This window comes from Methanobrevibacter sp. (assembly GCF_045126245.1).
Taxonomy (GTDB): Archaea; Methanobacteriota; Methanobacteria; order Methanobacteriales; family Methanobacteriaceae; genus Methanocatella.
In genome coordinates this window covers 1-21029 of record NZ_JBGVOG010000124.1, presented here as the reverse complement: position 1 = coordinate 21029, position 21029 = coordinate 1, and the positions used below count along the sequence as shown (strand labels likewise).

At 34.3% G+C, this 21029-nt stretch carries 25 protein-coding genes and 1 pseudogene; 17 read left to right on the top strand and 9 right to left on the bottom strand.

What is annotated here, in order from left to right; translation table 11 throughout:
- The first annotated feature begins 110 nt into the window (after positions 1-110).
- From ACJMLZ_RS08875 to ACJMLZ_RS08840, 8 genes are all read left to right on the top strand, one after another.
- The gene (locus ACJMLZ_RS08875; protein WP_405305261.1) at positions 111-1409 is read left to right on the top strand and encodes an O-acetylhomoserine aminocarboxypropyltransferase/cysteine synthase family protein; all 1299 of its coding nucleotides are present in this window, start codon (positions 111-113) and stop codon (positions 1407-1409) included.
- A 55-nt stretch (positions 1410-1464) separates the two neighbouring features.
- Entirely contained in the window at positions 1465-2673 is a 1209-nt protein-coding gene (gene nifS, locus ACJMLZ_RS08870; protein WP_405305260.1) for a cysteine desulfurase NifS, read from the top strand.
- Between the two features lie 2 nt (positions 2674-2675).
- Positions 2676-3050: a Fe-S cluster assembly scaffold protein NifU gene (gene nifU, locus ACJMLZ_RS08865; RefSeq protein ID WP_405305259.1), complete on the top strand. Its 375-nt coding sequence runs from the start codon at positions 2676-2678 to the stop codon at positions 3048-3050.
- A gap of 57 nt (positions 3051-3107) precedes the next feature.
- A complete protein-coding gene (locus ACJMLZ_RS08860) occupies positions 3108-3473 on the top strand; it encodes a desulfoferrodoxin family protein (RefSeq protein WP_405305258.1) in 366 nt (121 codons plus the stop codon).
- A gap of 175 nt (positions 3474-3648) precedes the next feature.
- Complete coding sequence (locus ACJMLZ_RS08855; RefSeq protein WP_405305257.1) at positions 3649-4074, top strand: hypothetical protein; 426 nt, start codon at positions 3649-3651, stop codon at positions 4072-4074.
- A 13-nt stretch (positions 4075-4087) separates the two neighbouring features.
- Entirely contained in the window at positions 4088-6349 is a 2262-nt protein-coding gene (locus ACJMLZ_RS08850; RefSeq protein WP_405305256.1) for an OB-fold nucleic acid binding domain-containing protein, read from the top strand.
- Positions 6350-6358: 9 nt separating this feature from the next.
- Positions 6359-7246 (top strand): double zinc ribbon domain-containing protein, encoded by an 888-nt coding sequence (locus ACJMLZ_RS08845; protein ID WP_405305255.1) that lies wholly within the window; start codon positions 6359-6361, stop codon positions 7244-7246.
- A gap of 4 nt (positions 7247-7250) precedes the next feature.
- On the top strand, positions 7251-8231 hold the full coding sequence (locus ACJMLZ_RS08840) for a double zinc ribbon domain-containing protein (RefSeq protein WP_405305254.1): 981 nt from the start codon (positions 7251-7253) through the stop codon (positions 8229-8231).
- A gap of 1 nt (position 8232) precedes the next feature.
- Here ACJMLZ_RS08840 and ACJMLZ_RS08835 read toward each other — a convergent pair whose 3' ends face one another.
- Entirely contained in the window at positions 8233-8520 is a 288-nt protein-coding gene (locus ACJMLZ_RS08835) for a winged helix-turn-helix domain-containing protein (RefSeq protein WP_405305253.1), read from the bottom strand.
- Positions 8521-8713: 193 nt separating this feature from the next.
- On the opposite strand from ACJMLZ_RS08835, the gene ACJMLZ_RS08830 reads away from it, so the two are divergent.
- The 8 genes from ACJMLZ_RS08830 (at position 8714) to rrp42 (ending at position 14633) form a co-directional block, all read left to right on the top strand.
- The gene (locus ACJMLZ_RS08830) at positions 8714-9304 is read left to right on the top strand and encodes a zinc ribbon domain-containing protein (RefSeq protein WP_405305252.1); all 591 of its coding nucleotides are present in this window, start codon (positions 8714-8716) and stop codon (positions 9302-9304) included.
- Between the two features lie 50 nt (positions 9305-9354).
- On the top strand, positions 9355-10062 hold the full coding sequence (gene rnp3 / locus ACJMLZ_RS08825; RefSeq protein WP_405305251.1) for a ribonuclease P protein component 3: 708 nt from the start codon (positions 9355-9357) through the stop codon (positions 10060-10062).
- Positions 10052-10408, top strand: a complete 357-nt coding sequence (locus ACJMLZ_RS08820) for an Rpp14/Pop5 family protein (RefSeq protein ID WP_405305270.1) — start codon at positions 10052-10054, stop codon at positions 10406-10408. Before rnp3 ends, ACJMLZ_RS08820 begins: the two co-directional genes overlap by 11 nt.
- Positions 10409-10626: 218 nt before the next feature.
- Positions 10627-11439: an archaeal proteasome endopeptidase complex subunit alpha gene (gene psmA / locus ACJMLZ_RS08815; protein WP_405305250.1), complete on the top strand. Its 813-nt coding sequence runs from the start codon at positions 10627-10629 to the stop codon at positions 11437-11439.
- A 31-nt stretch (positions 11440-11470) separates the two neighbouring features.
- Positions 11471-12172, top strand: coding sequence for a ribosome assembly factor SBDS (locus ACJMLZ_RS08810; protein WP_405305249.1), 702 nt, complete (start codon positions 11471-11473; stop codon positions 12170-12172).
- A 19-nt stretch (positions 12173-12191) separates the two neighbouring features.
- Positions 12192-13103: an exosome complex RNA-binding protein Rrp4 gene (gene rrp4, locus ACJMLZ_RS08805; protein WP_405305248.1), complete on the top strand. Its 912-nt coding sequence runs from the start codon at positions 12192-12194 to the stop codon at positions 13101-13103.
- A gap of 36 nt (positions 13104-13139) precedes the next feature.
- Positions 13140-13835, top strand: a complete 696-nt coding sequence (rrp41, locus tag ACJMLZ_RS08800; RefSeq protein WP_405305269.1) for an exosome complex exonuclease Rrp41 — start codon at positions 13140-13142, stop codon at positions 13833-13835.
- 12 nt (positions 13836-13847) lie between these two features.
- Positions 13848-14633, top strand: coding sequence for an exosome complex protein Rrp42 (rrp42, locus tag ACJMLZ_RS08795; protein ID WP_405305247.1), 786 nt, complete (start codon positions 13848-13850; stop codon positions 14631-14633).
- Here the strand turns inward: rrp42 and ACJMLZ_RS08790 are convergent.
- The 8 genes and pseudogenes from ACJMLZ_RS08790 to aroD form a co-directional block, all read right to left on the bottom strand.
- On the bottom strand, positions 14630-15259 hold the full coding sequence (locus tag ACJMLZ_RS08790) for a molybdenum cofactor guanylyltransferase (RefSeq protein WP_405305246.1): 630 nt from the start codon (positions 15257-15259) through the stop codon (positions 14630-14632). The genes rrp42 and ACJMLZ_RS08790 overlap by 4 nt on opposite strands.
- Positions 15260-15276: 17 nt before the next feature.
- Positions 15277-16035, bottom strand: coding sequence for a hypothetical protein (locus tag ACJMLZ_RS08785; RefSeq protein ID WP_405305245.1), 759 nt, complete (start codon positions 16033-16035; stop codon positions 15277-15279).
- 22 nt (positions 16036-16057) lie between these two features.
- A pseudogene (cbiT, locus tag ACJMLZ_RS08780) lies at positions 16058-16621 on the bottom strand (precorrin-6Y C5,15-methyltransferase (decarboxylating) subunit CbiT).
- Positions 16622-17170: a UbiX family flavin prenyltransferase gene (locus ACJMLZ_RS08775; protein WP_405305244.1), complete on the bottom strand. Its 549-nt coding sequence runs from the start codon at positions 17168-17170 to the stop codon at positions 16622-16624.
- Positions 17171-17178: 8 nt separating this feature from the next.
- Positions 17179-18405 carry an HD domain-containing protein gene (locus tag ACJMLZ_RS08770; protein ID WP_405305243.1) on the bottom strand — a complete coding sequence of 409 codons (1227 nt, stop codon included), beginning with the start codon at positions 18403-18405 and terminating at the stop codon, positions 17179-17181.
- 25 nt (positions 18406-18430) lie between these two features.
- Positions 18431-18676 carry a hypothetical protein gene (locus ACJMLZ_RS08765; protein WP_405305242.1) on the bottom strand — a complete coding sequence of 82 codons (246 nt, stop codon included), beginning with the start codon at positions 18674-18676 and terminating at the stop codon, positions 18431-18433.
- A gap of 127 nt (positions 18677-18803) precedes the next feature.
- Positions 18804-19409 (bottom strand): S24/S26 family peptidase, encoded by a 606-nt coding sequence (locus ACJMLZ_RS08760; RefSeq protein WP_405305241.1) that lies wholly within the window; start codon positions 19407-19409, stop codon positions 18804-18806.
- Between the two features lie 7 nt (positions 19410-19416).
- Positions 19417-20091 carry a type I 3-dehydroquinate dehydratase gene (gene aroD, locus ACJMLZ_RS08755; RefSeq protein ID WP_405305240.1) on the bottom strand — a complete coding sequence of 225 codons (675 nt, stop codon included), beginning with the start codon at positions 20089-20091 and terminating at the stop codon, positions 19417-19419.
- A 141-nt stretch (positions 20092-20232) separates the two neighbouring features.
- Between aroD and ACJMLZ_RS08750 the strand changes: the two genes are divergently transcribed.
- Entirely contained in the window at positions 20233-20958 is a 726-nt protein-coding gene (locus ACJMLZ_RS08750) for a hypothetical protein (protein WP_405305239.1), read from the top strand.
- Positions 20959-21029 lie beyond the last annotated feature (71 nt).

Here is a 21029-nt window from a genome sequence, read left to right as displayed (position 1 = left end):
TGTTTTATTTAGGCATATCAAAACATTTATATATAAAAAATAACTATTGTTATATAGTAATATAACACGTGATATATTATTTAAAAATCGAATTATTAAGGTGATTATTAATGGCAAATAAAGATTATGGATTAGCAACATTAGGTGTACGTGCAGGACAACAACCAGACCCAGCGACAGGGGCTCAAGCAGTTCCGATTTATCAAACTACCTCATACGTATTTAAAGATTCAGATGAAGCTGCAAGGAGATTCGCCCTTCAAGAGTTTGGACAAATTTATTCCAGACTTACAAACCCAACCAGTGATGTATTTGAAGCAAGAATTGCTGCCATTGAAGGCGGTAACTCAGGTATTTCAACATCAAGTGGTCTTGCAGCGATTTCATATGCAATCTTGAATGTAACCGAACCTGGAGACAATATCGTTTCTGCAGATAACCTCTATGGCGGAACATATCAGTTATTCAATTACACTTTCAAGGATTTGGCACGTGATGTTAAGTTTGTCAACTCTCAAGATTTACAAGCTTTCGAAGATGCAATCGATGAAAAAACCAAAGCAATTTATGTTGAATCTATTGGAAACCCAAAATTGGACGTTCCTGATTTTGAAGCACTTGCAGAAATTGCTCATTCTCATGACATTCCATTGATTGTGGATAATACCGTGGGTGTTGGATTGGTCAGACCATTGGAGCATGGCGCTGATGTAATTGCAGCATCCGCAACCAAATATGTCGGCGGTCATGGAACTGCCGTTGGGGGATACATTGTAGATTCAGGTAAATTCAACTGGGGAAACGGAAAATTCAATAATTTCACCAAACCTGATCCAAGTTATCACGGATTAGTATTTTGGGATGCATTTGGGGATGTTCCTGAACTTGGAAATATCGCTTTTACTGTAAGGGCAAGAGCAAGACTCTTAAGAGATTTGGGAGCTACTCAAGCACCTGTTCACAGCTTCATTTTCCTGCAGGGACTTGAAAGTTTGGATGTACGTGTAAAAAGGCATTCTGAAAATGCATTAAAAGTGGCTGAATTCTTGGAATCCCATCCTAAAGTCAAATGGGTAAACTATCCTGGTTTGGAATCTCACCCTACCTATGAAATCAACAAAAAATACTTAAAAGATAACTTTGCAGGTATTTTAGGTTTTGGTGTTGAAGGCGGAGAAGAGGCCGGAAGAAAAGTCATTGAAAAATTGGAATTATTCTCAATTCTTGCAAATATCGGTGATGCAAAAAGCCTTGCAATCCACCCTGCAAGTACAACACATCAGCAATTAACTCCTGAAGAACAGGAAGCTACTGGTGTGACACCTGACTTTATTAGACTTTCAATAGGTTTAGAAGACGTTGATGATTTAATAGAAGATCTTAGTCAGGCTTTAGACAGTCTTGAGTGAGGATTCTGGTTGTAAACTTTAAAATTATTAAGAAATGTAAATTTGGAGATTAAGGATGTATTTAGATAACTCAGCAACTACACAAGTTAGCAAAGAAGTTTTTGAAGAAATGAAACCATATTTTAGCGAAGAGTTTGGAAACCCTTCAACTCTTTATAAAATTGGTCGTGAATCTAAAAAAGCATTAGACCAGGCTCGCCAAAGGGTGGCTGATGCGATTAATGCCAAACCTGAAGAAATCATATTCACAAGCGGGGGATCAGAATCTGATAATTTGGCCATAAAAGGAATAGCCTTTAAATTGGCTAAAAAGGGTAAACATATCATTACAACCAATATTGAACATCCCGCTGTTAAGAATACTTTAGGATTTTTAGAATCTCTTGACTTTAAAGTTACCTACCTTCCAGTAAATGAAAACGGTATAATAAGTATTGAGGATTTAAAAGAAGCAATAACTCCTGAAACCATTTTAATTACCGTTATGCATGCAAACAATGAACTTGGTACAATTCAACCAATTGAAGAAATTGGTGAAATAGCTCGTGAAAAAGGAATTAAGTTCCACACTGACGCGGTACAAAGTTTCGGTAAGGTGGAAGTGGATGTTGAGAAACTAAAGGTTGATTTGCTATCCTTATCTTCACATAAAATCAATGGTCCAAAAGGTGTTGGTGCATTATATATCAAAAAGGGAACTAGAGTTGTTCCTCTTATCCATGGAGGAGGCCAGGAAAGAGGCATCAGGTCAGGAACTGAAAATGTCCCTGGAATCGTTGGGTTTGGAAAAGCTTGCGAATTAGCCAGCCAGCAATTGGATGAACATTATGAGAAATTATCTTCAATTAGGGATGAACTCATTGACAAGGTGCTTAATACTATTCCTGAGGCATATTTAAATGGGGATAAAGAAAATAGATTACCAAACCTTGTCAACTTTAGATTTAAAGCTATTGAGGGTGAATCATTAATCCTTTTATTGGATGCTAAAGGTTATCAGGCTTCTACAGGTTCAGCGTGTTCCTCTAATACTTTAGAAGCTTCCCCTGTACTGACTGCTTTAGGCCTTGATCCCGTTGATGTTCATGGGTCTTTAAGAATTTCACTGGCTCCGGAAAGTGATAATTTTGATGTTGATGAATTTGTGAATGTTATTGCCGAGTCCGTTTCCAGATTAAGGGAGATGTCACCTCTTTGGAATCAGGAAGTTGATTATGATGGCGTAATGTGTAAAAAACATGGTAATGACTGTAGGATGTGTTAATTATGGATTATTCAGAAAAAGTTATGGATCATTTTGCCAACCCAAGAAACTGCAGAAAAATGGAAGATGCAAACGGCGTTGGAACTGTAGGAAACCCTACCTGTGGGGATTTGATGACAATTTACATTAAAGTTAACGATGATGAAATCATTGAAGACATATCTTTCCAAACATTCGGTTGCGGAGCAGCTATTGCAACAAGCAGTATGATTACTGAAATCGCTGCTGGAAAAACATTGGATGAAGCTTTAAAGATATCCAGAAATGATGTTGCAGATGAATTGGATGGTCTTCCACCGATTAAAATGCATTGTTCTAACCTTGCGGCTGACGGTCTTCAGGCAGCTATTGAGAATTATTATGAAAATAATCAATAGTTTAAAATACTTTGAAATATAAAATAATCTTTAATTAAAATATGGAGATGTTTTATTATGGCAAAGATTTTAAAATGTGAAGAATGTGGAAGTATTATTCAGGTTTTAGCTATCGGTGATGAAAATACTTGCAATGACCACATGCTTGAAATTCCTGTGCAAACCGAAGGAGAAAAATCTCCTAAACACAAACCTGTTGTGGAAATTGATGGTGACAAAGTAACCGTTAAAGTCGGAGAAGCTGCTCACCCAATGGATGATGACCACTACATTCAATTCTTGATTGTGGAAGCTGGTGATGAACAATTCGCAAAATGTTTCAAACCAGGTGATGTTGCAGAAGCAACTTTCACAGTATCATCAACTGATGATGTAAAAGCATGTGCATTCTGTAATTTACACGGCCTTTGGGCTAGTGAATAAGTTTAAAATCAATTTTTAAACTTCTTTTTTTATTTTTTCATTAATATAAAAAATTTTAAATAACTTATTTTATATATTTTATATCGTGTCAAACTATACTAAAGTAATAATTTTTATTTTTGTTCTAGTTCTTATTTCAGCAGCAATAGTCTTTATAGATAGTTCTATTGATAATATGAATAAATTAATGCCTGAAATTAGCGATGGCATTGTTAATGGAGACAATGATTATAATGATGCTGTCAATCTAGTTAATGATAAAAATTATCAAGAATCAATGAATAAGGCTATTTCTGCCGGAAATTATTATAATGAAAGTTTATCCAAATTGTATATTTTGAAAGATAACTTCACTTCGGATGTTAACAGTGTGCATAAGGAGTATATTGATGATGCAATTTCGGAACTGGAATTGAAATTATTGGCTGTTGATAAATTAAAAGATGCTATTGATTCTTTTAAAATAAATTATAATTATACTGGCACAAATTATGGTTATGAAGCTAATGATTATATGGATCAGGCTGTTCTGTATAGGGATGCAAGAGATTCACTGTTAGTCAATAATCCTGATTTATTCAAACAGAATTTTATTATTTAATTGAGGTTTTAAAGTGAAAACTAAATGTCCAAAATGCAACGGCATAGGTTCAGTTGTTGTGGATTATAAAGAATGTGATGTCTGCGGCGGAACAGGGTATGAAGATGATGCTTTTGATGTTGGAAATCATTTTAAAGGAGTAAACAGTAAAGCAAAAGCTAAATTTGACCTGGGTTCGGATGAGGATATTCCCTGTGAAGCATGCAATGGGAAGGGACAGGTTGAAGTTTATGAAGATTGTCCTCATTGTAAAGGAACAGGCCAGGTAAATGTTTGCCGTGACTGCGGCACATTACTCGATGAAAAATATGATGTGTGCCCGGATTGTGAAGAAAAAAGAAAGGTTGAAAAAATGAAGCATGATGAATATGTGGCTCTTGAGAATCAGGTAAGGAAAGTTTATGTTTTAGATTCTCTATGCCAAATGAGAGATTTGGATAAGGACAAATTATACAGGGGAAAAATCACCAGAATCGAACGTTATGGTGCTTTCGTATCTCTAAATAATAATGTTTGGGGACTGATGAGGGGTGATGTTTCCGAATATAGGGTAGGAGATGACGTTATTGTGTTTATTACAACCATCAAATCAAGAGAAGGTAAGATTGATTTGGCTCCTGCTTATGTGGATAAATATAAGCTTATTAGATTAACAAAATCTTTCCCAAGAACATTAATCTCAAAATTAGAGGAAAAAATGGGAAAAATGGTACGTATTGATGGGGAAGTTCAACAAATTCAACAAACATCAGGACCTACAATATTTACCATCAACGACGAAAGTGGCGTTACTTGGGTTGCAGCATTTGATAAAGCAGGCGAGCGTGCTTATCCAGAAATTGAATTGGGAGATGCAATTCAAGTTGTGGGAGACGTTAATGAACATGGCGGAAAGACTCAAATCGAGTCACAGTCAATCGTTAAATTAAGCCCTGAACAATCAGCCAAATTACATGACTTGATTGATGAGGCATTAGACAGAAGGGCCGAACCAAACGATGTTGATTTCTTGGTCAAAAGTGATGTTTTAAACAGGCTTAAACCTAAGATGAGACAAGCCGCCCACAAAATTAGAAGGGCTATCCTTGACGGAAGGACAATATTGCTTAGACACCACAATGATGCTGACGGTATCTGTGCGGGTGTTGCAATGGAAAAGGCGATAATTCCATTGATTGAATATGCAAATCCAAGTAATGATGCACAATATTACTATTTCAAAAGGTCTCCAAGTAAAGCTCCTTTTTATGAATTGGAGGATGTTGTTAAGGATTTATCATTCGCCTTGGAGGACCAGGAAAGGCACGGTCAGAAATTGCCTTTAATCGTTTTGTTGGATAACGGATCCACTGAAGAGGATATTGTCGCATTGATGCAGGCTAAAATCTATGATATTGAAGTCGTTGTGATAGACCATCACTCTCCGGGCGAACTTTTGAGTACCGAAGTAAGGGATGGTGAAATTGTTGGGGCGACAGTTGCAGTGGATGAATTTGTTGATACTCATGTAAACCCATATCTTGTTGGTGGAGATTCACAATTAACTGCAGGAGCATTGGCTTGTGAAGTTGCGCATATAATCAATCCAGCGGTAAAAGATTTAATAATGCACCTTCCGGCAGTTGCTGCATTAGGAGACCATGCAGAGTCTGGCGAAGTGTATCAATACCTTGAATTGGCTGCTCAAAAAGGATTTACAAGACAACATTTGGCACAGATTGCTGAATGTGTTGATTTTGAAGCTTACTTTTTAAGATTTATGAATGGTAGGGGAATAATGGATACAATTTTGGCTGTTGATAATTTGGACAAGCATGAAAAAATGATTGATGCTTTATATAAGGAATATCAAAAAAGGGTTGACACACAGCTTAAGGCTGCCCTGCCGAATATTCAAAAAACTCAATTTGAAAACGGCATATACTTCAATGTCATCGATGTTGAAAAATATGCCCATAAATTCACATTCCCTGCTCCAGGTAAAACCTGCGGTTTTGTACATGACAGAATAATCAAAGAGCTCGGTGAAGATAAGCCGATTGTTACATTAGGTCATGGACCTGATTTTGGTGTATTCAGGGCAACAGATGCGGTAAATGAGGAATATGGATTCAATGTTAATGATATAGTTTCCGTACTTGCTCAAAGAGTTCCTTCAGCAGGTATTGACGGTGGAGGGCATGAATGCGCAGGGTCAATAAAATATATTGAGGGGCTAAGTGAAGAGGTATTATCTGAATTGCTTAAGGAAATTCAAGCGATGTCCAAACATTAATTGATATTCATGGTTTCTCAGAATTATTGTCCAAAATGTGGTTTTAGAATACTTCCAAATGAACCGTTCTGTCCAAAATGCGGATTGAAAACAGGTAATTTTGGAAATGATGACTTGCATATTTTAACTCCTCCAATTCATGATATTGGATTCTTTAATTTTGACATTGATTTTTCTCCATACATTTTAAGCAAAAGAAACGATTTTAAATATGAAATCTGCTCATGCGGGTATCTTAATGAAGTCAGTAATGAATATTGTTTTATGTGCGGTGCTAAACGCTCGGAAAGCAGGTTATCCAGAATATTAAAAAACAAGTCCAAACCCCAATTTACTATTGGAAACATATTGTGTGAATGCGGGACAGTAAACGCTGAAGAAAATATATACTGTGAGATGTGTGGAAAACAGTTGAGAAACGATTCAAATCCCCATTTCGATAATTACAGCAATTTCAATTTAGAATTTGAAGAATCTGTATTTTGTTATTGCGGCGAGGAAAACGAAAGATTCGCTTTATTCTGTAAAAATTGCGGTCTTCCATTGAAAAATTATGGAGTGTCTTCTGAAATTTCAATTTTATGCACTTGTTCTACCTTGAATGAGATTACTTCTGATTATTGCATTGAATGCGGCAGTGATTTGAAAAGGGAAAATTCAATATTTATTTGTGTTTGCGGCCATAAAAACCGGAGCGGATCTAAATTCTGTGAGATATGCGAAAGGCCTTTAAATCCTTTAAGGGTGATTAAATCAAAAATTGTCTGTACCTGTGGCGAAATTTTAGATTGGAATTCTGATTTTTGCCCGAATTGCGGAAAACATATAAAGAGAACTATTGCCCGTAAAAAATCAATCAGCAGTACAGTAAAAAATATTAAAAGTATTTTGAGGTAATAATATGCAAAGCTGTGATGTTTGTGGAACTTTAAATCTTAAGGAAAATAATTACTGTACCCATTGCGGTAATAAATTTATTGCAGAGCATATATGTCCTTTTTGCGGCGAAGTCAATCCTGATGTTGCTAATTATTGTATTAAATGCAAAAAACAGATTAATCCAATAACAATTGATGATTTTGATACTTTATTCAGTGAATATAACGAAAACTTATTGAAAAACGCCAATATTAGTGATGAGGAATATAACAGAATTCTAGCGCATATTTTTGCTAGGGCCAAATATGCTAATATTTATGGAAATACTCCTAAGGAAAGGATTTTGAAATTGGCCAGTGTCTTTACTGAATGCAAACCTAAATCCAGAGGATATGAATTCGGATACTTTTTTTTAGACAACTGCATATACTATGATGACAGATTGGATGATTCTGTTCAGATTGCAACCATTATACATGAATTGGCTCATTATTTATTGTTTAGTATAATTGAGGAGTTATTATGCAATGTTTTTAAGGTCAAAACATCAACAACCCTGCAAAGTTTTGTTTGGTTTTTCATGACTTATGACGATTTTTTTAAAGTCATGAGTGAATATTGTGCACATACTGTTGAAGGAAGATTTATTCCCTATGGATATCAGAATTACGGGTCTTTCAACAGTTTGATAAATAATATGGAATTAGATGAAGGTTCCAAGAAGGATATGGCGGTTTTCGGAAATTCTTTTGCTAATGAAATCATAGTTTATTTGGAAAAATATATTGATGTTGACTTAAGGGAGGAAATTAAATTACAATATAAAAAGGATTTAAGGCCACCATCCAATGAGTCCATCATGCTTGAAACAAATGAATGCTTTTCATTAAGTGTAAAAAATAGAGTTTTATTTAAATCTTTATTGGATATTTTAAAAATAGCGTCAAGAGAAGAAGTCCGTGAAGAATTAGAAAATATTAAAAATGGTGTGGAGATTCTTTAAATTATTTGTTCTCCTCTCTTTCTTTAATAGTGTCTAATACTTCTTTTCCAGTATCTGTTAATCTGTATAATCTGCCTTTACGAGCTTCTTCATTAATACATTCAACAATCTCTTTGCTTTTTAATTCACTTAAAACCTTTGAAATATGATTTGTTCTAATACCACTATCTTTCGCAATATTGGTAGGGATTTTTACATCATCTCCAATTGATTTTAGTGTTTTTTCGCGATATTTAGAAATTTGAACATATGAAGTTAACTTCAACAGTTCGTCATTTTCCTTTGACATAATAAAATATATTGTTCGTTATGTTATAAAAGTTTTTATAACATGTTATTAGTTTGATATAACTATTTTAAACACCTTTTAGATAGGTATGGATATTTTTGTCATTGATTTGAATTTGATTGAAAAAGAGGTAATTTAATATACATCTTGTGTTAAAGGGTTATATAGAAAAAATTATTTTTGTTTGATTAAAATGAAATGTTCTAGTTGCGGTTTTGAAAATAGGGATGACGCAAAGTTCTGTACAAAATGCGGAAAATCGATGATTCAAAAAGTTGATCCAATTTCTCATGAGGTGAAGTCCAGCAATTCAAAGTATATTATTGCTGCTTTAGTTATTGTAATTATCCTTCTTGTTGCTGTTATCGGATATTTTGCGTATAGCAACATGAATTCAGATAATGCTTCTTCCGCTCAGGTTGCGCAGTCCACACAAGAGGTTTCCTCTTCTCAAAGTTCTCCTACAACAACCCAACAGTCCAGTTCAAAATCATGGCAAGTCATAGGCAGTTATTCAGGTTCTGGTTCGGGTTCAAAAACCATCAATGTTCCTTCAGGTCAGATAAGGGTTGAATTGTCTGCATATCCTATTAAAAATTATGCTACTAACTACCTGTACGTATCAGGGTCTAACGGTGCAGGTGGTGGTGTTGATTGGAATTCACATAGTGATGTGGAAACCAGATCAGATTCATTTGAGTATACCTCATCTTCATCACAGACATTTACTATTGATTACTATGAAACCGTAAGTTGGGAAGTTACCTTTTACAGTTATCAATAATCCTTTTTTTTTAATAAATTATTAATATTTAAAATAATAAAGTATCTAGTATGTTTGATTTAAACGTTAAAGGCAGTAGTTTTGAAAAAAATATTCTTTTGGCTAAAGAGGCCTCAAAATATGGCTGGTCTCACATTAATTTTTCATATAATCAAAATGATTTCCGTGATGCTTTAAACTTTAAAAATGAGTTGATTAAGGAACTGTCTGATGATATATCTGCCGATTATACTTTGGAAATTAAATCAAACAACCCCAATGAGATAAGAAGGATTGCAAATAAATTCAGAAACAATGCATCATGCATATCCGTTGTAGGCGGAGACTTAAAGGTAAATCGTGCCGTTTTGGAAAATATTAAAATAGACGTTTTGACAAGACCTTACTTTAGGCGTTATGATGCGGGAATTAATCATGTGCTTGCCAAAGAAGCTGTAAAAAATAATGTTGCAATTGAGTTGTGTTTTAATGATGTTTTAAGAACTTATCTCGCTCACAGATCTAAGGTAATATCTAATTTTAAGGATATTTACACATTATATCGGAAATATGATTTTCCATTAATTTTGTCATCAGGTGCCGAGTCCGTTTTCGATATCAGAACGGTCCATGACTTCACTGCATTTTTCAAACAGACAGGCTTGTCGGATGATGAAATTGAAAAATCATTCAAATCAGCTTCAGATATTTTGGAATTTAATCATGATAGGGATAAGATGATTTTCAAAGGTGTTAGGAGGATTGATGATGTCCCTTAAAATTTTGCCACCTACACTTAGGAAAAATAACAGATATTTGACTGTTGAAGTTAAAAGCATCTCTCCAATCACTAAAGATGAGCTGGTTTCAATTGTTTGGGATGCCTGCGTCAGACTACAGGGCGAATTGAATTCATCTAATTTTAATTTATGGGTAATGAGATTTTATGAATCAGGCGAATTCAATGAATATTACAGTTATAATGCAATCATTCGCTGTCAAAGAGGCTATGAGGATGAAGTCCGGGCTTCACTTGCTTTGGTGAATAAATACAAATCTGAGAGAATTTCGCTGACAACAATCGGTTTGTCCGGAACAGTGAAGGCATCACATAAATATATTTAATTACTTTTTGTTAGTTTAAAATAGAAAACTTTATAAATAATATATATTATAAATAACAATTGAATTTATGGAAAAATGTGTTAAAAAGTATTTTAATAAACTACTTTGTAGTGATTAAAAGTAAAAATTGCCATTCATGGAGATTGGTTTTATTTTTTATGTTGTTGAATTTGAAAGTTAATTTTTATTAAAATATTTATTAAATATGAGGTATTAATATGCAACCTTTACAAAATGCAGGATATGATAGGGCTATTACTGTATTTAGCCCAGATGGAAGACTTTTCCAAGTAGAATATGCAAGAGAAGCAGTAAAAAGAGGAACTACATCAATCGGTGTTAAAAGTTCCGAAGGTATTGTTTTAGCTGTTGATAAAAGAACTACTTCTAGTTTAGTTGAAGCGTCATCTATTGAAAAAATATTCAAGATAGATGAACATATTGGAGCAGCTACTTCAGGTCTTGTAGCAGATGCAAGAGCTTTAGTTGAAAGAGCAAGAGTAGAGGCCCAAATTAACAAAATCACATATAGTGAACCTATTAGAGTAGAAAGTTTATCTAAAAAACTATGTGACATGTTACAATTGTATACCCAGAATGGTGGTGTAAGACCGTTCGGTTCCGCCTTAATCATTGGTGGCGTATATGAAGATAAATGTAAGTTGTTTGAAACAGACCCTAGTGGTGCATTGATTCAATATAAGGCAACTGCTATAGGTTCAGGCAGATCCGCAGCTATGGATATATTTGAAGAGCAATATTCAGATGATATCACATTAGAAGGAGCTATTGCTTTAGCAATCACAGCTATTAACGAAGCTACTGATCATGACACTACTTCAAACAATGTGGAAATTGCCGTCATCAAAAAGGACACAGGCAAGTATGAAAAGCTTCCTCAAGACGAAGTGCAAAGATACATTGATGAGATTTTAGTCGAAGAAGAAGAGGAAGTTGAAGAAGAAGTTGAAGTCGAAGAAGAAGTGGAATCAGAAGATTCTGAAGAAGACTTACAAGAAGATGAAGAATAAAGTTTATGACTGTTAGTTAGGGGATATTTCAATGGTAAATGTTGATGAAGCTATAATTGCTAAATATGAATACTGTGGTGAACATTTTGAGATTTTAGTTGACCCTGATTTAGCAGCTGAATATAGAAATCCAGATGGTCAAGATGTTGCCATTGAAGATCTTTTAGCTGTTGAAGAAATTTTTAAGGACTCCAAAAAAGGAGACAAGGCTTCTGATGAAGCTATGAATAAAATTTTTGAAACTACCGATCCTATTGAAGTTTCTAAAATCATACTTGAAAAAGGGACTGTTCAATTAACCGCAGATCAAAAAAGAAAGATGCAAGAGGATAAAAGAAAATTAGTTATCAACAAAATAGCTAAAGAAGCAGTTAATCCTCAAAACGGTTTACCGCATCCTGTTCAAAGGATTGAAAATGCTTGTGATGAGGCAAAAGTTAAATTTGACCCATTCACCTCTGTTGACCAGCAAGTACAATCAGCTCTTAAAGCTATCAAACCACTTATTCCAATCAGATTTGAAAAGGCTAAGGTGGCTGTAAGACTCCCTGGGTCTGCTGCCGGAAGTGCTTATTCTGTTATTCATGGATTTGGTGAGATAATAAATGAGGAATGGCAACAGGACGGTTCATGGATAGGTATTATTGAAATGCCTGGCGGTCTTCAAAATTCTTTTGCTGCAAAAATGGCTGAAATTTCAGGTGGAGAAGCAGAAACTAAGACAATTAAATAATTAAGCTAATGGGATTATTATGATATATGTGGAAAATAAAGATTTAGTTATTCCTGGACAGGTATTAGCAGATGATGAATACTATTCAGGAAGAGGTACCTTTAAAGAGAATGGTAAAGTTTGTTCTTCTTTAATGGGACTTGTTTCTTTAAGGAATAAAAAGATTAGAGTTATTCCTCTTAAAAGTAAATATGTTCCTAAAAAAGGGGATGTCGTAATAGGTAAAATTAATGATGTAAGATTCTCAATGTGGGATGTAGATATTAATTCACCTTATTCCGGAATTTTACCTGCTTTTGAAGTGTTTGGTCGTGAGAAAAAAGAACTCAACAAAGTATATGATGTTGGGGATGTGCTATTTTTAAGAGTTGTCGATGTTGATGAAATCAAAAAGGCAAAACTCGGTTTAAAAGGAAGAGGAATGGGCAAATTTAAAGGAGGAATAATTGTAGACATTGCTCCTACTAAAGTTCCAAGATTAATTGGTAAAAAAGGTTCTATGATTAACATGATTAAAGACAAAACCAATTGTAAAATCGTTGTTGGTCAAAATGGTCTTGTCTGGGTAAAAGGTGACGAAGACATGGAACAACTTACCAAAGATGTTATTCATTTAATTGAAGCTGAAGCTCACACTTCTGGTTTAACCAATAAAATCAAAAACAAATTGTACTTGGCTATTGATGGTGAAATACCACCTGAAGAAGTTCCTGAAGAGGAAGAGGAATTTGTTTTAGAAAAACCTAAACTTCAAAATTTTAAAGAAGAATTAGAGCAAGAAGAAAGAGAAGCTGAAGAAATCAAAAATGAAAAAGAAGATAAACCTAACATAGCTGAGGTTATTGAAGAATTGAAGAGAAAAACTAAAAAGGATAACACCTTATCTTATGGTGATAATTCAAATAATTCTTTTATTTTGAATAATAAATAATGGTTATTAGTTCTTCGAATATTAAATGAGGTTGATATAATGTCAGAAATGATAAGACAAGATGGTAGGAAGTTTAATGAATTACGTCCTATTAAAATAGAAGCAGGAGTTCTTGAACGTGCGGATGGTTCTGCTTATTTGGAAGTTGGAGGAAATAAGATTTTAGTCGCTGTTTATGGGCCAAGGGAATCATATATTAGAAGGTTACTTGAACCTAATACCGGTGTAATTAGAGTTAGATATAATATGGCACCATTCTCAGTTGATGACAGGAAAAGACCAGGGCCTGACAGAAGGTCATCAGAAATTTCCAAAATTACTGCAGATGCTTTAAGACCAGCATTAATGTTGGAAAATTATCCTCGTTCAATGATTGATATTTACATAGAAGTGATTGAAGCTGAAGGAGGTACACGTTGTGCAGGAATTACTGCCGCTTCCGTTGCTTTGGTTGATGCAGGAATACCTATGAAAGATATTGTTGTAGGTTGTGCTGCAGGTAAGGTCAATGATGAAGTTGTATTGGATTTATCCGAATATGAAGATAAAGAAGGTCAAGCTGATGTTCCAATAGCTATGATGCCAAGAACTGGTGAAATTACATTATTACAAAGTGACGGTAATTTGACCGAAGAAGAATTCGCAAAAGCAATTGATTTAGCTATGGAAGGATGTCTTGAAGTAAGCAAGCTCCAAAAAGAGGCTTTAATGAAAAAATATTCAACAGAATAGTGGGTGGATAATATGGATATAGTACCAGAAATTACAAGACAAAGTATTACAAACCTTGTCAGAAACGATAAAAGAGAAGATGGCAGGGAATTAAATGAATATAGGGATATTTCTATTGAAACTAATGTTATTTCAAAAGCTGAAGGTTCTGCTCGTGTAAAAATTGGCGGAACTCAAGTTATTGTAGGTATTAAACCACAACTTGGAAGCCCATTTCCTGATACTCCTGATTTAGGAGTTTTAATGACTAATTGTGAAATGTTACCGATGGCTGATCCTACTTTTGAACCAGGACCACCTAGCGATGATTCAATTGAACTTGCACGTGTAGTCGACAGGGGTATTCGTGAAAGTGAATTGGTTGAACTTGATAAATTATGTGTTGAAGAAGGAAAACACGTTTGGATGTTATTCATTGATTTGCACATAATCGATAACTGCGGAAACCTTTTCGACGCTTGTGAATTAGCGGTCATGGCTGCACTCAAATCAACTAAATTGCCTGTCGCATCAATTGTCGATGAAGAAGTAGTCCTTAGTGAAGATGAAACCTTTGATTTACCTATCAACAATGAATTGGCTTTATGCACTTTCGTTAAAATAGGTGATAAAATGGTTTTAGACCCAACATTAGATGAAGAAAGAGTAGCTAGTGCTCGTTTAAATGTTGGTGTTACTAAAGATGGCAGAATCTGTTCCATGCAAAAAGGCGGTTCTCAACCATTTACTAAAGATGAAATTCTTGGCGCAGTTAATGTGGCAATTTCAAAAACAAAAGAATTAATAGAATATCTCTAAATGTCTGACGGACGATTTAGATTTCTAAATTCTTTTTTTAATATTTTTTTATTATCAATTAAAACAAATTTCGCATCTATTTTTTTTATTAGTCCTTTAATGTGAAGGATGTCTTTTGAAATCAGGTTTTCAATCTCGGGAACTATATTTTTGTTATAAATTGAATGCAGGGGCTCTGATGTCTTCAGCTTATTTTCATCATCATGATAGGGAACGACAGCCTGGCAGTCTGCATTGATTTCATTAAAAATAGTATTGACATATTCCTTTGTAACGTAAGGGCTGTCACAAGGCAATACCAATGCGAACTGACTGTTGATATTTTCAAGACCGGTCATCAATCCTGGAAGAGGTCCTTTATTTTTGACAGTATCTTCAACAAATTTTACTGTGTACCCGTAATCGTCGGGGTTTATGAATTGCTTATATTTGGCAATTCTTTTTTCATCATTTAAAACAACAATAACTTCATTTATTTCATGGTTTAAAGTGGAGAGTATATGTTTAATCATAGGTTTGTCTTGAATAATCATTGACCCTTTATCCTGACCCATTCTTCTACTTTGCCCTCCACATAAAATGATGCAAGATTTAATATTTTCACTTTTTTTATTTACATTACTCATATTAAATCTCCACACACCTATTTCACATATACTTCCGCATCATCATCAAATGGATTGGTACGTATGATCAATGCAATCATATAAGGGTAATGCTTATTGAGGTATCTTAAATAATATACCCATTCATGAACTAATTTGTTGTATACCCTGTGCATGTCTCCATTTAAATGTGCAAAATCTGCATCGGTAACCAAACTTAAATCTTTTCTGTGTTCCAATTCCTCGTCCAAGTGAAGAATTGAGTTAATCAATTCTGTAAATTCTTCCTTTTCAAGCAAATTCGGGTTATTTATTAAGTTAATGATAAATTCTCTTTTACTTGCCAATAGGCCTCTTAGATTTTCTAAAAATTCTTCTCTATTTTCAAGGGCAATATCCGCTTGAAAATCAATTGTAGTATTTTTAAGTTCATCCAATTTGTTTTTGTAGTCTTTATCATCCCAATTTTTGATTGATTTTAGATTTTCGGTATTGGCTTTGTATTTGTTGGCAGTACTGAGCTGACTAATCAGTTCATTTCCAACTTCGGAAAAGAAAGTGCTCATCAGCATATCTAATTTTTCAAGCATGGCTTCTTTTTCCTTTCTTTCAATGATTTCATCCAGTATGAATGCCACTACTAGGATGTCAACTGGAATAAATCCTAAATGTGTCCAGATATATGATATAATATGCTCTGGGTCGCCCAATACAAGGTAATTTGAGCCATATATTACAATAATCAGGATGACCATCAATATAGAAAATTTTATTTTCCATTTTTTATGTGAATCCATTTTTTAATCTCCAAATTTAATATTATCTTTTTTTGGCAGTTATTATTGCTATCGGGTTTTCACTTATCATCATAACTCCACGATCAAGGACCCTTCCATTTGAAATGTTAACTTCCATGATTTTCGGATTATAATTGAGTTCCTTAAGCTTATTTACCGCTTCAATTTTTGTGTCAACTAAAATAGCGGTGATAATAATTCTGCCATTTGAGTTTAGTTTTGAATTAATGATTTCCAGGATATTTTCAAGTTCCCTGCCACTGCCCCCTACAATGGCAATATCAATATTGTCAATATCTTTTAGAGCATTGGCTCCATTGTCATTAATTAAAGTGACATTGTCTCCAAGTCCAAACTTTTTAAGGTTTTTTCAAGTTTTTTCAATGGGTTCCGGGTTGGTGTCTAGTGAAATCACTTCATTTGCTCTTTGAGAAAATTCACAGGTTATTCCTCCTGTTCCACATCCGCAGTCAACTACCTTGTCCGTTGGTGAAACTTCGGATTTGTATAGAATTATTGCTCGTATAGCTTCCTTTGTTGGTCCTGGAACATCACAAGATTTGATAAAATCCATATCTTCTAACATCTATTCCCACCTTTTAAATAAGTTATTTTCAATTTTTAAGGCATCTAAAATCTTTCCAACAATAAAATCGATTTGGTTATCAACAGTATCATGTGTTGAATAAAATCCTGGCATTGCAGGTAAAATAATCGCGCCTTCTTGTGATAATGTTAGCATATTCTGTAAGTGAACTGTTCTAAGAGGAGTCTCACGCGGAACAATTACAGTAGGTCTTCTTTCTTTTAAGCTCACATCTGCAACTCTAGTAATTGTATTGTCTCCATATCCATGAGCTATTGATGATAAAGTTTTCATTGAACATGGGGCAATGACTAATGCATCCGCTTTAAATGATCCGCTATTGATGGAAGCGGTCAAGTCATTGAATTCATAATTATTGTCGGATATCTTAATAAGTTCTTCAACGCAATAGTCTGTTTCAGATTCGATAACTATTTTTGCGGCATCACTAATCACTAAACCAATTTCAATATTCAGTTCCTTTAGAACTTCGAGTAATCTTATTCCATAAATTACCCCGCTTGCTCCGGTAATTGCAACAACTATCATATTATCTCCTAAAATAGCTTAATCTGGTCATAATGAATTCCGTGGAATTTTTCCTTGTCAATTTCAGGCAAGTCCAAATATTGTTCTAATTTGAATTTGCTGAATTTCGGTTTTTCTTCTTCAGGAACATATACGCTGATATCCGGTATATTGAATCTGGCTTTGCTTAATGCAGAAATGATATTTGAAATTTCAGTCAATGGATATAATTTCCCGTCTAAATCAACTTGTGTTTTCATCTCATCAAAACGAGGATATTCTGCAATGTTGATAAATACGTAATTTTTATCTATTTTATAGTCTTCGGCGATTTCCGATTCGGCTTTTCTTAATTCTTCCGGTTTGATTTTGTACATTTTTTCGGGAACTTTGAAATTGTCAAGCCTGATGGTTTTCACTCTTTTCAAAAGGTTCCTGTTATCCAATCGGGACATTATTTCATTGACATATTTGTTGTCACAGTTTCGGAATATTGAAGCAATGTCGTTATCGTCATATTTGTATATGTCCTTCTCGTCGATGATTCTTTCATCAATCACCATTTTAAGACTTCTTCTAAACATTGAATTTACAATACGGGTTGTGTGGTGCTGATATACGCTCGGATACATAAAATATCTTGACACCAATGCTCCTTCGGCAGCCTGTACCCCTTTGATGTCCAGTATCAACCCATCATCCAATTTTAAGTTTGATATTATCCTTTCATAATCAATTACCCCATATGCCACACCGGTATTATGAGAATCCCTTAAAAGATAATCCATACGGTCCACATCAAGTTCCCCTGATACGATTGGTCCCAGATATCCCTTTCCGTTTACGATATCAACTATTTCATTCACGTCAAATTTTTCTTCAAGCAAGTCTCGCATGGATGTTTTGGTAACTACATATTTTGTTAACTCTTCGTGCGGTACTGACAGAACTCCCTCCGAAACATGCGAAAACGGTCCATGGCCAATATCATGCAGAAGTGCGGAAGCTCTAATCAACTCAATTTCATCATTGTCCAATCCTAACTCTGTTGCTAATTTTGATCCTAAATTCATGGTTCCAACTGAGTGTTCAAACCGGGTATGGTTAGCTCCTGGATAAATCAGACTAATTAGTCCCAGTTGTTTTATTCTTCTTAGACGTTGAAACTGAGGCATATCCATTATTCGTTCTTCAAATGGGTTTAGGCTTATATCACCATATACGCTGTCTCGGATAAATTTTTTCTTTCCATTCATTTTACCAATACCTCAAGTTAGCTGATTAAGAGGGGGTGTTATTAAAATTAGTAGTGTTATTTGTTATAGTGGTATTGTTGACCGGTTTTGCAATATATGTTGGCACTTCTTTAACGTAATTTGGTTCAAATGAATCGTTTTCAATTGGAATTAACTTATACGATTCATTATCTTCCTTTACAGTTAGGCCGGCAAATGCAGTACTAATACAAAAAGCTATAATTGCTATTATAAAAAATATTATTAGATTAGCTTTTGTTGAGTCTTTCATAATAACACTCTTTTTCTTTATTCAATTTATCAGCTATAAATTTGTTAATCTATACTATTATTATTTATATGTTTATGTAATATTTAATGCTTGTTAAAAAACCTTTATTTTTATTTTTAAAATTCAATTAATAGTCGATTACTACTCCAATAATATCTGAAATGTCTACCCAGGTTGTTATTCCTTTGGTTTCGTACAATATTCCATTTTTATAGGTATGGCTTACATTTTTATTATCGCTGATTAGATAAATTTCATTTCCCTGAATATCTCCAACCCTTTTGATGATTCCCCCATATTCATCTGAATTGGCCACAACAATATCTCCCATATGTATATCTTTTGTTTTATTGAGAAGCACGCTTTGCCCATCCTGCAGAGTTGGAAGCATGGAGGTTCCATTAACGTAAACGATAACTGGTATTTGGTCTTTTCCAATGCTGGAATCAACATTTATTTTAGGATTTTCAATGCCATATTTGCTGCAGATATCTTTGATTCCGTTTTTTAAAGTCGTAATATTGGAATGGCTGTCATTCATCATATTCACGCAATATCTGCAAATGTCGTTATTCAAGTTTTCAGTATCTGCATTAGGGTTTAATGTGGTTGTCTTTACAGAAACATTTTCACCATCGATAAACAAATTTACAGAATCGTTTACAGTGAAATTTATACAAAAAGCAGATAGTATTGCAATAATTATTACAGCTAAAACAATCTTTTTAGCCATTTAATCACTAATCCATTATATTTAAATCCATATTGAGCAAAGCCTTCATGGTTTCGATGTCAATTTGTCCCGGTGCTGTGGCGTCCGCTCCGGCCGCAAAGGTGATTGGTGAGTCAAATTTCGATGCCATGACTCGGGTGTAACTTCCTAAATCTCCCATTGAAATAGCTATTGTATTTTTGCAATGTGAAAGGACTGCAAGTATGGTTAATGTATCCTCTAAATCCTGAGGCATAAATGCAACTTTTGCAATATCTCCAAGTTCCAGCTCTTTTTTTACAATATAGGTAATTTCGTCCAATCCGGGAGTTTTTTCGAAGTCGTGATATGAGACGATAGTGTTCACGCCGGTATCATGAATTTTTTTAATATATTCATCATCGCTTTGAAGTTCAATATCGACATAATCAACCAAAGGGGCGCATTCATACAGAATATTAATTCTTTCCTCTTCGGAGCCTTTAAATGATCCTCCTTCTGAATCTATTCTGTTGGTGGCTATCATTGGAAAATCAATTTCCTCAATTGTATTTTTTATTTCAGCAATATTGGGATTTGTCAATGCGTCAATTCTAAATTCCAATATGTCTGCTCCCTTATCGATACAATCCTGAGCCACTTCAATTACACTTTTGCAACTTTTTTGAAAAATTGGAATTGCAATCTTAGTTTGTGAATACATTATTAATTATTATGGGCATTTTCATTTATTAAATTTTCTTAGAAAAACTCCTAATCTTTATATAAATTAAAATACAAAATATATACCAATAAAATATTTATATTTTATTTATTTTGTTAATCAATTATAAAAGGTGTTAATTTGAAAATTACTGCTATAGGTGCAGATATATCAGAAAATGATGTGTCTTGCAGCACTAAGCTAGTAGAAACTGTTGAAAATAACCTTTATAGAGTTAAAGAATTAGGTGCAAGGGATGTTGCATTGACAAATGTCACTGGTGATGATGTTGTAATCAGTGCATTTGTAGAAGATGAATTGCTTGAGCCTATTAATGAAGGTATTGTTGATATTTTAAAGATGAGTGCGGAAAATTTAGGGGATTTATCTGGAATTTCTCAAACTCCTGAAGATGCTGGTGAAGGGATTTCCTATGCTGAAGCCAACATCAGGCCAGATAGATATCCTGATGCAATTGTTTTGGGTTTTGATACATACGGGGGAGAGCCATTTGTAGCCAAAGTTGCAAATTCGGCAATCGATGCTGCTAAAGGCATAGACAATTTAACTGATGTATCTGATTATATCGAACCGAAAACAAGAAAGATACCTGGCGTTGGTTATGTTTCACCTGAAACCGATGACCCGGTTGTTGTTGCAACAGTTGAGGATATCGAGCATGTCGGTATCATTGCTGGTGCGATGATTGGTGCTGCACTTGGAAATAAGAATACTTATTTGGTTAAAAGAGGAACAACATGTAATGTATTGCCCGGCAGTGTAATATTTTCAGCCACTGCATTTATGAATGGAAATGTAATAGATTTGGCTGTTCCTTTTGAAAATAAAACAAGAATTTTGAGATAGGGGATAAATTATGATTTTATTAAATGAAGATACAAAATGTTTAGTTCAAGGAATTACCGGAAAACAAGGTT

Excerpts from the sequence above, each read along its gene's own strand:
- ACJMLZ_RS08875 (WP_405305261.1), top strand. The coding sequence starts at position 111 with ATGGCAAATAAAGATTATGGATTAGCAACATTAGGTGTACGTGCAGGA.
- nifS (WP_405305260.1), top strand. The coding sequence starts at position 1,465 with ATGTATTTAGATAACTCAGCAACTACACAAGTTAGCAAAGAAGTTTTT.
- nifU (WP_405305259.1), top strand. The coding sequence starts at position 2,676 with ATGGATTATTCAGAAAAAGTTATGGATCATTTTGCCAACCCAAGAAAC.
- ACJMLZ_RS08860 (WP_405305258.1), top strand. The coding sequence starts at position 3,108 with ATGGCAAAGATTTTAAAATGTGAAGAATGTGGAAGTATTATTCAGGTT.
- ACJMLZ_RS08855 (WP_405305257.1), top strand. The coding sequence starts at position 3,649 with ATGAATAAATTAATGCCTGAAATTAGCGATGGCATTGTTAATGGAGAC.
- ACJMLZ_RS08845 (WP_405305255.1), top strand. The coding sequence starts at position 6,359 with ATGGTTTCTCAGAATTATTGTCCAAAATGTGGTTTTAGAATACTTCCA.
- ACJMLZ_RS08840 (WP_405305254.1), top strand. The coding sequence starts at position 7,251 with ATGCAAAGCTGTGATGTTTGTGGAACTTTAAATCTTAAGGAAAATAAT.
- ACJMLZ_RS08835 (WP_405305253.1), bottom strand. The coding sequence starts at position 8,520 with ATGTCAAAGGAAAATGACGAACTGTTGAAGTTAACTTCATATGTTCAA.
- ACJMLZ_RS08830 (WP_405305252.1), top strand. The coding sequence starts at position 8,714 with ATGAAATGTTCTAGTTGCGGTTTTGAAAATAGGGATGACGCAAAGTTC.
- rnp3 (WP_405305251.1), top strand. The coding sequence starts at position 9,355 with ATGTTTGATTTAAACGTTAAAGGCAGTAGTTTTGAAAAAAATATTCTT.
- ACJMLZ_RS08820 (WP_405305270.1), top strand. The coding sequence starts at position 10,052 with ATGTCCCTTAAAATTTTGCCACCTACACTTAGGAAAAATAACAGATAT.
- psmA (WP_405305250.1), top strand. The coding sequence starts at position 10,627 with ATGCAACCTTTACAAAATGCAGGATATGATAGGGCTATTACTGTATTT.
- ACJMLZ_RS08810 (WP_405305249.1), top strand. The coding sequence starts at position 11,471 with ATGGTAAATGTTGATGAAGCTATAATTGCTAAATATGAATACTGTGGT.
- rrp4 (WP_405305248.1), top strand. The coding sequence starts at position 12,192 with ATGATATATGTGGAAAATAAAGATTTAGTTATTCCTGGACAGGTATTA.
- rrp42 (WP_405305247.1), top strand. The coding sequence starts at position 13,848 with ATGGATATAGTACCAGAAATTACAAGACAAAGTATTACAAACCTTGTC.
- ACJMLZ_RS08790 (WP_405305246.1), bottom strand. The coding sequence starts at position 15,259 with ATGAGTAATGTAAATAAAAAAAGTGAAAATATTAAATCTTGCATCATT.
- ACJMLZ_RS08785 (WP_405305245.1), bottom strand. The coding sequence starts at position 16,035 with ATGGATTCACATAAAAAATGGAAAATAAAATTTTCTATATTGATGGTC.
- ACJMLZ_RS08775 (WP_405305244.1), bottom strand. The coding sequence starts at position 17,170 with ATGATAGTTGTTGCAATTACCGGAGCAAGCGGGGTAATTTATGGAATA.
- ACJMLZ_RS08770 (WP_405305243.1), bottom strand. The coding sequence starts at position 18,405 with ATGAATGGAAAGAAAAAATTTATCCGAGACAGCGTATATGGTGATATA.
- ACJMLZ_RS08765 (WP_405305242.1), bottom strand. The coding sequence starts at position 18,676 with ATGAAAGACTCAACAAAAGCTAATCTAATAATATTTTTTATAATAGCA.
- ACJMLZ_RS08760 (WP_405305241.1), bottom strand. The coding sequence starts at position 19,409 with ATGGCTAAAAAGATTGTTTTAGCTGTAATAATTATTGCAATACTATCT.
- aroD (WP_405305240.1), bottom strand. The coding sequence starts at position 20,091 with ATGTATTCACAAACTAAGATTGCAATTCCAATTTTTCAAAAAAGTTGC.